Here is a 12,935-nt window from a genome sequence, read left to right as displayed (position 1 = left end):
GGATTAACGGGTTAAAGGGAGAAGCGTTTTTTGATTCTGTCGATCGGCGTGCCATCGCTGAGCGGCACCTGCGGCAAACGATCGTAATCGCGAAAGCCCATTTTGTGATAGTAGGCGAGGCCACCGACGTTATCCGCCCGAATGGTGGCGTTGATGTGCTTGAAACCGTGAGACTTCGCCGCCGCTAATGTGGCAGGGAACAACGCACTGCCGACGCCACGCACCTTCGGCGACAGGCGGGAAAAGGTGGCAATATCTGCAGTATCGGGCGGCAGGGCATCATCTGCGCTCAGCGCCTGGAAGCCCACCAACAGCCCATCGACCTCCGCGACATGGCAGCTCAGCGCATTGCTGCCGCTGATGAACCATTCGCTGAATTCGGCGGGGGTGAGGGGCGTTTCTATCGCCGTCGTGCCGCCGGCGCCGATCACGTCATTCAATAACTGCGTCAGGGCTTCAGCGTCTTGCGGGGTTACCGTTCTGATTTTCATTGCGTTGCTATCTCCTATGATGAATCGGCTGGAACCATCGAAAGAAGATAGACGCAGGCGCCCGATAATGAAATATCGGAACGTGCCGGACAAAAAGACAGTGAGGGGAATTACATGAACAGGAAGCGGTCGGCCAGCGGAACCCCACGTTCGAGACGCGGTGGCAGCGCGTCGTCGCGATCGTCAGGCTGAGCAGCCTGCGGTGCGGCGTCTTCGGCTTTTTCAATCATCAGCTCGCCGAGCAGGGCCAGAAAACGAGTGAGCTTTTGCATATTCCCTCCGGATCCTTGATTACATTGAGAGTGATACTAATCGCCGCTCAACCGAATGGGAAAAACTTAAAACTCATATCCTAAGAACCGGATCGCATATCGCCTGACCGGGCGACGGTTGCCCATCGCCCGGTGTACGGTTTAGAAGGTGACGTTAACCTTGGCCCACAGGGTGCGGCCCGGTTCATTCACCGCGCTGTTGGCCGAATACCCGAAGGCGCTGTTGCCCGCCAGGTTAAGGTGCTCGCTGTAGGTCTTGTTCAGGATGTTATCCAGACCGGCGCTCAGCTTGACGTTTTTATTCACCTTGTAGGCGGCGTTGGCGGAAAGCACGCCGAAGCCGGCGCTTTCGGCAAAGTCTTTGCCCACCACGTTGCCTTCGTTGATCGCCACGCGGTGTTGGCTGCTGACCAGACGCCACAGGCCGGTGCCGCTCCAGTCGCCGTACTCATAGGTGAGCCCCAGGCGCGCCTCCAGCGGCGGGATCTGCGGCAGCGGGCGGCCGTCGCTGGTGTTTTTGCCCCAGGAGTAGGCCAGGCTGGCGTCGGTTTTCCAGTGCTCGCTCAGCTGATAACCCATGCCCATTTCGCCGCCCATGATGTTGGCGTTGACGTTATCGGCCTGGCTGAGGCGCGCGTTGTGCGGATCGTATTTGAACAGGATGAAATCATCGACGCGGCCTACATAAGCGGAGACCCAGCCGTTGAAGCGTTTGCCGTTGTACTGCGCGCCGATGTCGAGCTGCGTGGTTTTCTCGCTCTTGACGCTGGAGAACGGATCCTTGCTGCCGTTCGGGCCAAGCTTCGGTGAGAACAGCTCCCAGTAATCCGGGAAGCGCTCGGTATAACCGACGCCGGCATACAGCATCAGCGGCAGGTCGGCCAGCGTATGCTCCAGGCGCATAAAGCCGCTCGGCAGGGTGTCCGAACGTTCCCCAGCGCTGGCGCTGCGGAAATTCTCCACCAGGGTGCGGTCGAGGCGCGCGCCGCCGATCAGTTTATCCTGTTCGCTGGTGGACCAGGTCAGTTCACTGAAGGCGCCGTAGCTGTTGAACTGGGCGTCTTTTTCCCAGCTGCCGCGGTTCATACTGCGGTGGGTGTTGGTTTGGGTGTCCAGGCCGCTTTCAAGCTTCACGTTCTGCCACTGCCAGGTGCCCATCACGCGGCCGCCGACGGTGCGGCGATCGAGCTGCATCGTCATGCCGGAGGACATCATGTGCCCGCCGTGGCCCATGCTCATGCCGCCATGCCCCCCGTGCCCAGCCATGCCGCCGCTGCCCGGCGAGCGCAGGGTGACATTGTCCATCACGTGGTTGGCGTAGTTGTAGTAGACCTGCGCTTCCAGCTTATCCAGCACGTCGCCGATGTTGGATTTCTCCACCCGCATGCCCAGGCTTTCGCGTTTGAACTGCGAACCGTCCATGCTGCGGCCGGCATAGCGCGCTTCGCCGTTGCCGCGGCCCATAGTTACTTCCAGCAGCGTGTCGTTGTCCGGCGTCCAGCCGAGCGCCAGATCGCCGTTCCACTTGTCCCAACGCGATGGCACGCGCGTATTCGTGCCGTCCTGATAGTCGTTGGAACGGGATTTGTTGGCCATCACCCGCAGGTAGCCTTGTTCGGCGCCGAGGCTGGCGTCGATGTTCTCGTCCCAGCGGCCGTTGGAGCCGGTCAGCACGCTGGCGTTGCCCTTGATGCCCGGCTTGTCGAAGCGCGGGCGTTCACGCTCGAAACGCACCGTGCCCGCCGACGATCCCGGCCCCCACAGCACCGTCTGCGGCCCCTTGGTAATGGTCAACAGATCGAAACTTTCCGGCGAGATGTAAGAGGTCGGCGCATCCATCCGCGCTGGGCAGGCGCCCAGCATTTCCGAACCGTCGGTGAGGATCTTCAACCGAGAGCCGAACATGCCACGGAACACCGGGTCGCCGTTGGTGCCGCCGTTGCGGATCTGCGAGAAGCCGGGGATGGTTTTCAGGTAGTCCGAACCGTCGCTGGCCGGCACCGGCTGGCGTGGGGTTTTCGGCGAGGTGACGATGGTCAGCGGGGAGTAGAGCGGCGCGGTGACGGTGATCACGTCGCCATCATTAACCTGTGCGCCGGCAGGGTGTTGATGCGCCTGCGCCGCGTGGCCGGCCAGCAGAAACAGCGGCATGGCGGTGGTAATGGCGCGGGTGACGGCGTTCTTTTTATAAGTCGATTTAAACATCATCTTTCCTTAAGCTAACTTTTTCCGTGCTTGGCCGAGGGATTATTCAGGCGTGGGACGGCCTGGCGAAAATCACCATCGGAAAATACGGGGGTTAATTCCATCAACCTGGAAATAACCGGATTAATAATGTCGTCTCGATGATTAACCGTTGGGCGAATTAATTCCGCCGGGTTGAAACGATCAACGGCAATACAGAGAACGGCAATGGGCTTATTGTTAAATCAGAGGAAAGAGATGGGGGGCGCGCGCGGCTGTAATTCGGTATGAACAACGTGGGCAAACAGAGGGACGAGATAGTGGATCGGCGGCGGGCGCGAAGCCAGCGACTGGGACCAGAACAGCGGGCCGTGGCTCACGTCCAGCAGCGGCGCGTGCAGCAACAGCACGCAGTAGCCGCAGGCGCTGTCGTCCATCATCATCGCCATGTTGTGGTGGCCGCCGCCGTGCTGCATCAGCGGCTGTGAGGCTTTCTCAGGCTCAGGCGGCGGCGAGTGCATCCCGTGATGCATCGGCATATCCATGCCGCAATCCGCCATGACGGTCGCTCCAGCACTTCCGGCGCGCACATGCTCCAGGGATCGCGAGACCACCGGCGCAATGAACAACATCAGAATGGCAAACACCCCTAACCAGGCGGCGGCCCGATTTCGCGATGTAGAGCGCTGAATTAACGACACAATCAACCTAAAAAAAGGGTTAACACAGGGTAGGGAATTGTACTGGTTTATGTCGAAATGTTAAAACCTTTTATTTCTGGCCAAGGATCTGTTGATGAAAATGAGATCAAAATAGTGATTCAAATTTAAGCGAAATTATATGCAAAGCGGCTAAGGGATACGCAGCCAGTTATAAATTCCAAAGATATGTCGAAAATGGAACCCGCAAAAATATACTCAATAACAAGGGCGTGCTAGGATTTTATTTTTCGCTTGATAAGGGGAAGCAACGATGGATTTGACCACTCAGGACGCACTGGACTGGCTTAATGACGGTATTGAAACGCTCAAAACCGGTGAGATCAACCGTTACAGTGCAGAGGGCTACGCGCGGGGGTATGAGCTCGGTTTTCTGTACGGAACCTTGCGCACCTTACTGGCCACGCAAAAAATTACCCGTGAAGAGTACGATAAGTTACACAGTACACTGAGCCATACCCGCCACGCTTGCATGCGAGAATGACAAGCTGGCTTTCACGCGGCGTTGCCTGCCGACAACGCCTTGAGCTTATTTCGATTTAACGCGCCAAACGGTGTTGCCGACGTCATCAGCAATCAGCAGGGCGCCGGTCTTGTCGACCGCCAATCCTACCGGTGCGCCATAGAGTTCCTTCTCGTCGTCGGAGACAAAGCCGGTGACCACCGCTTTGAGTTTGCCGACCGGCTTGCCTTGCTCAAACGCCACGTAGCTGACCCGATAACCGTTCAGCGGCGAGCGATCCCAGCTGCCGTGTTCGCTCACGAAGGCGCCGCCGCGATACTCGGCCGGCAGAGCGTTCGCCGTGTAGAACAGCAGCCCCAGCGGCGCGACGTGGGAGCTGAGGGCGTAGTCCGGCTTGATGGCTTTCGCCACCAGATCCGGCCGCGCCGGCTGCACCCGCCGATCGACGTGCTGACCGAAATAGCTGTAAGGCCAGCCGTAGAAGCCGCCGTCCTGCACCGAGGTCAGGTAGTCCGGCACCAGATCGGCGCCGATCTCGTCACGCTCGTTGACGATGGCCCATAGCTTGCCGCTGTGCGGTTCCCACTGCAGCCCGGTCGGATTGCGCAGGCCGCTGGCGAAGATGCGGCTGGCGCCGGAGGCGGTGTCCACTTCCAGCACGGCGGCGCGGCGGTACTCTACGGCCAGGCCGTTTTCGGTGATGTTGCTGTTTGAACCGACGCCGACATACAGCTTTTTACCGTCCGGGCTGGCCAGCAGGGCCTTGGTCCAATGATGGTTGATGGTGTCCGGCAGATCGGCCAGCTCTTTACCCGCATCGCTGATGCGCGTTTCGCCCGGCTGATAGGCGTACTGCATGATGTTGCCGGTGTTGGCCACATACAGGGTGTTGCCAATCAGCTGGACGCCGAACGGCGAATCGAGCCCTTCGAGGAAGACATGCTTTTCCCAGCTGCCATCGGCGGTTGGGCGCAGCAGGGTAATCCGGTTGCCCCCTTTGCCGCCTTTACCGGACTGGCCCTTCACCAAACCGGCGATCAGTTGCTTGGGCGTGCTCACCGCTTCGGTGCCCGGCCCGTTGGCTTCCACCACCAAAACATCGCCGTTGGGCAGGGTAAGCAGCTGGCGCGGGTGCAGCAAACCGTCCGCCACCTTATCGATTTTCAAGCCTTCAGCCACTTTCGGCATCTGATTTTGCTGCCAGCCGACGCCCTTTGGCACCTGCATCGGCGGCATCAGGAAGTCTTGCGCCGCCGGCAACGTCGGATCCGGCCCCATTTGTTGTTCCGGTGAAATGACGGCGCTGTTATCGCAGCCGGCCAGCGCCAACACGGCCGAAAGCGCAATCGCGATCGATGATAGCTTCATGAAAACCTCCTTATTATTTTGCGCGGGCGCCCACGGCCAGCAGAATGTTGGCGAGGCTCAGCAGCGCGACCACGATCGCAGACAGCACCAGACCTTGCGGCACCACGGCATACGCATCCCGGCTATGCACGAAAGCGTTGATGATGGCGAGAACGATGGCCAGCAAGTTCAGCCAGAAATGGAGCTTGACCGATGGCCCCTGCAGCCGGCCGCTGCCGAACCACACCTGCACCAGGTTAATCAGACGGGGAATAATGGCAAAAATCAGGCCGATGGCGATCAGCCAGCTGGCACCGTTGACCCATTGAATATTCGCCGTGCAGGCATAGATAATGTCGAAAATCAGCGCAGCGGTGAAAAATCCGTAGGGTATCGGATTGAGCCATTCATAGACGGCCACCGCGACCGCTGAAGGCCTTGCTGTCGTTTGCGTGGTCATGCAGGTATCTCCATGAAAAATGATAGGTAAAAAAGGGCGTTGGCCCCTTAAAGCTTTGTTCAGATTCACCGATTTGAACAATTTTGATTCTCATTTTTAGCATGCGATGTTAAAACCGAAACCCTCACTGCGGCATTATCAATGGCTTACAACATCGGGAGGATGGGCATGAGTATAGAGCGCGTTCAGCGATTTCTGGCCGAGCACGCGCCGGAAACGGCGGTGACGGTGCTGGCAAAGAATACCGCTACGGTGGCGCTGGCGGCGGAAGCCTTTGGCGTGGAGAGCGGGCAGATCGCCAAGACGCTGTCGTTTCGCGTGAACGACGGCGTAGTGCTGTTGGTGATGGCGGGAACCGCCAGAATCGATAACAAGAAGTACAAACAATTCTTCGGCGTAAAGGCGCGCATGCTGCCGGCGGAGGAGGTGGAGGCGCTGACCGGCTATCCACCGGGCGGCGTTTGCCCCTTTGCCGCACCGGCAGCGGTAAGAATTTACTGCGATCGCAGCCTGTGCCGCTACGGTGAAGTGCTTCCGGCAGGCGGCAGCGATAACTCAGGCGTGAGAATTGCGCCACAACGCCTGGCCAGCATCACCGGAGCAGAGTGGATTGACGTGACGGGGTAACGTTAAGTGACCACGTCACAATTGCGTTATGTTAAATAGAGTACAGCGACTCGTGATTAACATGCTGTTTTAGCTGGAAAATTACTAGCTCATCGGTTATGGCACACCGCTTCGATATTGTGGCCATCCGGGCCGATCACAAATGCCGCATAGTAGTGGGCATGGTAATTGGGCCGCAAACCGGGTGCGCCATTGTCTTTGCCGCCGGCATTTAGCGCGGCGTGGTAGAACGCATCGACCTGTTCACGGCTGCTTGCGGCAAATGCCAGGTGCAGATGCGCCGGTTTTTCATCGGTTTGAAACAGGCACAATGACACGTTACCCCGATCGTGACAAAGTTCGACGCCATAGCCGGGCTCGCCTTCGGCAACGATCTTTACGCCCAGCGGCGCGAGTGCATTGAGGAAAAACGCTTTACTAAGGGCAAAGTCGCTGACGCCAAATTTCACATGGTCAAACATGGGGAGGCTCCTGGAATGTGTCCCCATTCAGTATAGCCAACGCCGTGGTGGGCGCCGAAAACGATGAAAACGGACGCCAATGCGCATTTAGCGTACAAATAGTGCCCGTTGAAATGACGCGTTTTGGAGAAATCTGCAGTATCGTAGCAGCCACGTTTTGCCAGATTTTACGTAGCGCGATCAAAAAAGCAGGGGATTTTTACTCCTTATCGGCGGAGATGCGCCATTGAAATCATGTCCGGTCATCATTATTGGAGCGGAAAATGACAGAGCGCATCATCACGGTCGAGCCTTATGATCCGCGTTATAAAGATGCAGCGCTGAGATATTGGCTGGCGTATTAACGGCAATTCATCATATCGGCAGTACAGCAGTGCCAAACCAACGATTGATATCTTGCTGAAGATTGAAAGGCTGGCGGCGTTGGATGGTGTGAATGACAAGATGCATGACATGAGACCTACGCCGCGTGGTGAGAACGGCATTACCGGCAGGCGTTGCTGCAGCAAGTGAACAGGCGATCAGACAGTTGTTATCTGCGCAAGCATCATGGTGTTGCTGAGCAACACAAACACCAGACAGCAGAAGACCGCCGGGCTTATGGCCGGTTGAAAAACGAATTAGTTCAGCGGCATGAGCAGCCGGCGCTGGCATGATTGGCCGCAGGAGAAAGCCCATAAATCAGGCCTGGACGGCAGAATCCACATATCATCACCTTGGTGCGCATAATGTATATTATGTTAAATTAGATTACTGGATACGCACCGGGGCCATCCCTGAGCATCTTCTCTCCTCACCTTCAGCTTTATCCCTCTGACATCTGTCTTCTGCCTGGCTTGTTGTCATTCCATTAGATCGGCTTTTAAATCTGGCTCAATCATCAGTCGGCGTGCCTTGATGAAACCGCATCTGCCAACCCACCTTGGTTGTCAGAAGCCAAATCGACGAACGCTCTGTGCAACGCACGGCGTGGCCCTGCGTGTCACGCTGAAAACTTTTATACGTCAGTAATACGGCGCTATCACTGATTTGCGCCAGCTTAAAAGCTTCGGCGAAAATCTGCGGATAATCCGTTTCCATCTCCAGCGCCGCAACGGTCTGGCGTTTGTCATAACGTAGGCCTGAGCGGCCAATCTCTTCAAAGTCTTCATGCAGCAATGCCGCGACACGCTTCGGATCGCAGCGCGTTGTTGGCTGGTGCAGTTCAACCTCAAGCGCCTGGATGTGGCTAAGCCACTCTGCAAAATGGATCAAAATGCCCTCCTTTTTGATCGCGCTACGTGAAATCTGGCAAACTTCGGTAGTCTATCTACATCAGAATGACACTCGTGAAACCTGACTATTCCCAGGATTCCTTCTCTCATCAAGCCTCAATAGTGACATCGTCACATAAAAAGGAAGCCTTACGCCTGTTTCCCAGCCAAATGCGACCGCCGAACCCGCAATTCCCCGTGCCGCCAGGCGCCGTCTGCCGTGGCGCGGTGGTCGATCAGGCGATTCAAGGCCTCTTCGACCAGCCGGTCGATGCGTTGGCTGTAGCTGGTCAGCGCCCAGTTGGCTGAGCCGGCCTCGTCGATATCGTCGAAACCTACCACGGCCATTGCAGACGACGGCGCCGTTTGCCTGAGCGCTTCGAGAGCCCCCAGCGCCAACACGTCGTTCTCGCAGAACAGCGCCTCAACCCGCTCGCTTTCCGGCGTTGCCTGCAGGTATTCGCTCATCAGCTGGAAACCGCGTTGGCGATCGTAATGGCCGGCGGTGAGCACCCGATCCAACTGAAAGCCGGCGGCCATCAATTTGTCGCGGTAGCCTTCCATGCGCAGCAAATGGCTGCTTTGCGTGTCCGGCCCCTTCATGTAACCAAAGCGCCGATGCCCTTGCTCTATCAGCAGCGCGGCGATCTCTTCGCCGGCGCGGTAGCCGTCGATATTGACCACATCAATGTGTTCGCTTTCCGTATTGCGGCATACCTGCACCAGCGGTATCTGATGCAGATCTTGCGCGATCGCCGCCCACTCCTTGGTTAACACCGTCGCCAGGAACAAAATGCCATCGACCTGCAGCTGATCGGCCATCGCCATCACTGCCCGGTAGTTTTCCCCGGCGGTGATGTTCAACAGCAGCGCCATGTAACCGCGGGTTTGCAGCTGTTTGGTGACCATATCGAGCATCATCATTGAATGCGGGTTCTTCATCTCGTCGATGGCCACGCCAATGATGTGCGTGCGTTTTTGCGACAGGCTGCGCGCCAGCAGATTTGGCCGATAGCCCAGCTCGGCCGCCGCCGCCAGCACGCTTTCACGCGCGCTGTCCGAGATCGAGGCGCCGGGCGTAAAGGCGCGCGATACCGTCCATTTAGAGACGCCGGCCTTTTCGGCGACGTCGCTGGCGGTGGCTTTGTGGTGTTTCATCATGGTTGCGTCGATCCCTGCTTCGGTGAAGTCAAACTATACCCTGCCCGCTCAGATCCCCTAAGCGCCCGCCGGCATTTCTGCTGCAATTATGTCCCGTTTTTGCACCCGATTGCAAATCGTTATGCAACCGAGTGCAAAACGTAAACAGTTTGTGATCGCCAGCGCTGTTTTCACCTTTCCCCTGTTGACCAAATTTTATTCATGGCCGACATTCACGGTGGCATTCAGAGACTCATCGCCGTTTTGTCTCCTGCTTTGCACCCGGTTGCAATGACGCTGTTTTTACACAACACCTCTCTTCTCAACAGGATACCGTAATGAAAAAAACCAGACTGCTGTTGATGTTAGCCTGCTCGCTGTTTGTCGTGACCGCCCAGGCCAAGACCTATCAGGTCGGCGTGGCGCTGGCCAACTTCGATCTCAACTTCGTCTCCATCCTGCGCAGCCAAATGGCACGAGAACTGGCTGCGCAGCAGCTGCAAGGCCAGTTCGTCGATGCCAAGGGCGATGTCGCCCTGCAGGTGCAGCAGGTGGACGATCTGATTAATCAGGGCGTGGACGCCATTATCCTCAACCCGGTCGATACGCAAGGCGTCCAGCCGATGATAACGGCTGCCCAACGCGCCGCGATCCCCCTCATCTTCGTCAACCGCAAACCCGAAGTGCCGCTTAGCGGCGCGACGGCCTACGTCGGCTCCGATTCGGCGCTCAGCGGCCGCCTGCAGATGGAGGCCCTGGCGAAAAAAATGAATTACCGCGGCAACGTGGCGATCCTGATGGGTGCCCTCTCCAACGAAGAAACCCGCGAACGCACCCGTGCGGTAGAAGCGGTAATCGCCACACACAAAGACATGAAAGTGGTAGAGAAACAGACCGCCAAATGGCAGCGCAATGAAGCGGTCGACGTGGTTTCCGGCTGGTTGCTGAACGGCACGTCGATCGATGCGATCGCCGCCAACAACGATGAGATGGCCATCGGCGCGATCATGGCGCTGAAGCAGGCCAAAAAGAATGGCGTGCTGGTCGCCGGTATCGACGGCACGCCAGACGGCCTGCAATTTATCAAAAGCGGCGACCTGGCGGTGACCATTTTCCAGGATGCCAAAGCCCAGGCGATCGGCGCGGTGCAGGTGACCCGAGCGATGTTGGATCACACTAAAACCGAGCCTTACAACTGGGTGCCTTATGCCACCGTGACGCGAGAAAACTACCCGCAATTTGCACAGATGAACCAGAAATAAACTGTTGCCACTCTCTTTTTCAACCCATTTTGCACCCGAGTGCAAAACCACAGTATCAGGAGTCAGCATGTTAAATGGTGAAAGAAGCATCCCTCGCCCGCTGCGTTGGGCGATGATCGGCGGCGGCCGCCTCAGCCAGGTGGGCTACAAGCACCGTTCCGGCGCACTGCGCGACAACACCGCTTATCGGCTGGTTGCCGGCGCTTTTGATATCGACGCAGCGCGCGGACGTGAGTTTGGCGTCAACCTCGGCGTGCCCGCCGAACGCTGCTATGACAACTATCAACAGCTGCTGGATCAAGAAGCCGACCGCGAAGATGGCGTTGAGGTGGTGACCATCGCCACCCCCAACGGCACCCATTATGCAATCACGCGCGCCGCGCTGAATGCTGGCCTGCATGTCATCTGCGAAAAGCCGCTGTTCTTCACCACGGCGGAGGCGAGAGAAATCAAGGCGCTGGCGGCGGAGAAAGGCCTGATCGTCGGCGTAACTTACGGCTTCTCCGGCCATCCGCTGCTGATGCAGATGCGCGCCATGATTGCGAACGGCGACATCGGCGAAATACGCATGGTCGAATTGCAATACACCCACGGTTTCAATGCCAACGAAAGCGCGGACACGTTCGAGGCGCAAAAGTGGCGCGTCGATCCGAAAATCGCTGGCCCCTCTTTTGTGCTGGGCGACATCTCCACCCATACCTTCTACATCTCGCAGCTGGTGATGCCCGATATGAAGATTGCCTCTCTGCTGTGCGATCGCCAGAGCTTTATTCCTTCTCGCGCCCCGCTGGAAGACAACGCCATGGTGCTGATGCACTACGAAAACGGCGCCGTCGGCCGCATGTGGGCCTCCGCCGTCAATGCAGGCGCAATGGACAGCCAAAGCATCCGCGTGGTGGGTTCGCTCGCCAGTCTGCAGTGGAGCGACGCTGCCCCCGGCGAATTGCGCCATGAGATCCAGGGGCGGCCCAACCAGATCCTGCACCACGGCATGCCCTATCTGGACGACAGCGCCCTGGCCGAAGAGCGGCTCGGTGCGCTGCATACCGAAGGGCTGGCCGAATCCTGGGCCAATATCTACCTCAAGTTCGCCATCGCCATCAGCGCCAGCCAGCGCGGCGATCGGCAGACGCTGGCCACGCTGATCTATCCGGATATCGACGCCGGATTGGAAGGCGTGCGCTGGATTGAAAACTGCGTTCGTTCCGCCGACAACGGCGCCACCTGGGTTAATTACCAATAAGGAAAGCACCATGAAACTTTCATTCTGTACCGACAGCCTGGGTCATTTACCCTTCGAGCAGATGCTGGATCGGCTGCTGGAGCTGGGGGTGCGCGGCGTGGAAATGACCACCGGCGGCTGGTCTCCGGCGCCCCATCTGGATACCGACGATCTGCTGGCTAACCCCGCCAAACGCCGGCAGCTGCAGCAGGCGCTGGCCAGCCGCGGCATGGAGATCGCCGCGCTCAACGTCTCCGGCAATCCGCTCGATCCCGGCGAACTGGGGCAACGCCATCAGCGCCAAACCGACAATACGCTGGAGCTGGCCGGGCTGCTGGGGGTGAAAAAGATCGTTATGATGAGCGGCCTGCCCCCGGCCAGCCCGCATGACGCCATTCCCAACTGGATCACCTATACCGTCAGCTGGCCGCCGACGGTGAAAAACTGTCTGGACTATCAATGGAATGAAGTGGCAATCCCCTATTGGCAGGCGCTGGTCGCTCGGGCCAAAGCGTGCGGCGTCGAGCGCTTTGCGCTGGAAAACTTCAGCGCCATGCTGGTGTGGAACCCGGAAACGCTGTTCCGGCTGCGCGAGGCCGTTGGCCCGATGGTGGGCCTGAACCTCGATCCCAGCCACCTGATCTGGATGGGTGCGGATCCCATCGCGGTGGCCCGCGCCCTCGGCCCCGCCATTCACCATGTGCACGGCAAAGACGTGCGCCTTGAGCGCGGCGTCGTTGAGGTTAACGGACTGCTGGAGACAAAACCGATCGACGACGTGGCCCGCCGCGCCTGGAACTATGTCGCCGTCGGCTGCGGCCGGGATCTGCAGTGGTGGAAGGCGTTCTTCTCGGTGGTGCGCATGATGGGCTACAACGACTGGGTGTCGCTGGAAATGGAAGACCTGACCATGTCGGTCGATGCCGGCATCGTTTCTTCCGTTCAGGCGCTGCAGCAATCGATTAGCCAATAACACCCTGCGCGGCGGCCATGGCCGCTGCGCCTCTTTCTCACAACAAACACGGGGATTAACC

The 12,935-nt window shown here is 58.2% G+C and carries 15 protein-coding genes; 5 read left to right on the top strand and 10 right to left on the bottom strand.

The genetic code is table 11. The features are described 5' to 3' along the window. Positions 1 to 11: 11 nt before the first annotated feature. The 4 genes from ACJ8IN_RS06120 to ACJ8IN_RS06105 all read right to left on the bottom strand — a co-directional run bounded on the left by ACJ8IN_RS06120 (position 12) and on the right by ACJ8IN_RS06105 (position 3,579). On the bottom strand, positions 12 to 491 hold the full coding sequence (locus ACJ8IN_RS06120; protein WP_047567441.1) for a GNAT family N-acetyltransferase: 480 nt from the start codon (positions 489 to 491) through the stop codon (positions 12 to 14). A 110-nt stretch (positions 492 to 601) separates the two neighbouring features. Beyond that, complete coding sequence (locus ACJ8IN_RS06115) at positions 602 to 763, bottom strand: hypothetical protein (RefSeq protein ID WP_162838235.1); 162 nt, start codon at positions 761 to 763, stop codon at positions 602 to 604. 141 nt (positions 764 to 904) lie between these two features. Beyond that, positions 905 to 2,968, bottom strand: a complete 2,064-nt coding sequence (locus ACJ8IN_RS06110) for a TonB-dependent copper receptor (protein ID WP_308325727.1) — start codon at positions 2,966 to 2,968, stop codon at positions 905 to 907. Between the two features lie 224 nt (positions 2,969 to 3,192). Beyond that, entirely contained in the window at positions 3,193 to 3,579 is a 387-nt protein-coding gene (locus tag ACJ8IN_RS06105; protein ID WP_230122172.1) for a DUF2946 domain-containing protein, read from the bottom strand. Between the two features lie 340 nt (positions 3,580 to 3,919). On the opposite strand from ACJ8IN_RS06105, the gene ACJ8IN_RS06100 reads away from it, so the two are divergent. Beyond that, a complete protein-coding gene (locus tag ACJ8IN_RS06100; protein ID WP_033653148.1) occupies positions 3,920 to 4,150 on the top strand; it encodes a hypothetical protein in 231 nt (76 codons plus the stop codon). A 45-nt stretch (positions 4,151 to 4,195) separates the two neighbouring features. On the opposite strand, the gene ACJ8IN_RS06095 is transcribed toward ACJ8IN_RS06100, so the two are convergent. Together ACJ8IN_RS06095 and ACJ8IN_RS06090 are read right to left on the bottom strand one after the other, a co-directional pair. Then, positions 4,196 to 5,497: a PQQ-dependent sugar dehydrogenase gene (locus tag ACJ8IN_RS06095; RefSeq protein WP_060421084.1), complete on the bottom strand. Its 1,302-nt coding sequence runs from the start codon at positions 5,495 to 5,497 to the stop codon at positions 4,196 to 4,198. A gap of 13 nt (positions 5,498 to 5,510) precedes the next feature. Next, a complete protein-coding gene (locus ACJ8IN_RS06090; protein WP_033648337.1) occupies positions 5,511 to 5,936 on the bottom strand; it encodes a DUF2231 domain-containing protein in 426 nt (141 codons plus the stop codon). A 168-nt stretch (positions 5,937 to 6,104) separates the two neighbouring features. On the opposite strand from ACJ8IN_RS06090, the gene ACJ8IN_RS06085 reads away from it, so the two are divergent. Next, positions 6,105 to 6,563 (top strand): YbaK/EbsC family protein, encoded by a 459-nt coding sequence (locus ACJ8IN_RS06085; protein ID WP_033653150.1) that lies wholly within the window; start codon positions 6,105 to 6,107, stop codon positions 6,561 to 6,563. An 89-nt stretch (positions 6,564 to 6,652) separates the two neighbouring features. Here ACJ8IN_RS06085 and ACJ8IN_RS06080 read toward each other — a convergent pair whose 3' ends face one another. The 4 genes from ACJ8IN_RS06080 to ACJ8IN_RS06065 all read right to left on the bottom strand — a co-directional run bounded on the left by ACJ8IN_RS06080 (position 6,653) and on the right by ACJ8IN_RS06065 (position 9,438). Beyond that, entirely contained in the window at positions 6,653 to 7,024 is a 372-nt protein-coding gene (locus ACJ8IN_RS06080; protein ID WP_442519486.1) for a VOC family protein, read from the bottom strand. 354 nt (positions 7,025 to 7,378) lie between these two features. Further along, a complete protein-coding gene (locus ACJ8IN_RS06075; protein WP_308325726.1) occupies positions 7,379 to 7,702 on the bottom strand; it encodes a hypothetical protein in 324 nt (107 codons plus the stop codon). 195 nt (positions 7,703 to 7,897) lie between these two features. Continuing rightward, positions 7,898 to 8,278 carry a nuclear transport factor 2 family protein gene (locus ACJ8IN_RS06070; protein ID WP_047567454.1) on the bottom strand — a complete coding sequence of 127 codons (381 nt, stop codon included), beginning with the start codon at positions 8,276 to 8,278 and terminating at the stop codon, positions 7,898 to 7,900. 149 nt (positions 8,279 to 8,427) lie between these two features. Continuing rightward, positions 8,428 to 9,438 (bottom strand): LacI family DNA-binding transcriptional regulator, encoded by a 1,011-nt coding sequence (locus tag ACJ8IN_RS06065; RefSeq protein ID WP_164039162.1) that lies wholly within the window; start codon positions 9,436 to 9,438, stop codon positions 8,428 to 8,430. A gap of 317 nt (positions 9,439 to 9,755) precedes the next feature. On the opposite strand from ACJ8IN_RS06065, the gene ACJ8IN_RS06060 reads away from it, so the two are divergent. The 3 genes from ACJ8IN_RS06060 to ACJ8IN_RS06050 all read left to right on the top strand — a co-directional run bounded on the left by ACJ8IN_RS06060 (position 9,756) and on the right by ACJ8IN_RS06050 (position 12,874). Further along, positions 9,756 to 10,679: a substrate-binding domain-containing protein gene (locus ACJ8IN_RS06060; protein ID WP_197785311.1), complete on the top strand. Its 924-nt coding sequence runs from the start codon at positions 9,756 to 9,758 to the stop codon at positions 10,677 to 10,679. A 67-nt stretch (positions 10,680 to 10,746) separates the two neighbouring features. Further along, entirely contained in the window at positions 10,747 to 11,922 is a 1,176-nt protein-coding gene (locus ACJ8IN_RS06055) for a Gfo/Idh/MocA family protein (protein WP_060439935.1), read from the top strand. Between the two features lie 10 nt (positions 11,923 to 11,932). Then, the gene (locus ACJ8IN_RS06050) at positions 11,933 to 12,874 is read left to right on the top strand and encodes a sugar phosphate isomerase/epimerase family protein (RefSeq protein ID WP_308325725.1); all 942 of its coding nucleotides are present in this window, start codon (positions 11,933 to 11,935) and stop codon (positions 12,872 to 12,874) included. Positions 12,875 to 12,935 lie beyond the last annotated feature (61 nt).

This window comes from Serratia sp. CY31944 (assembly GCF_052169175.1).
Lineage (GTDB): Bacteria > Pseudomonadota > Gammaproteobacteria > Enterobacterales > Enterobacteriaceae > Serratia > Serratia sarumanii.
Note: the sequence above shows the minus strand (reverse complement) of the source record. Positions and strands in the feature narration are given on the sequence as shown.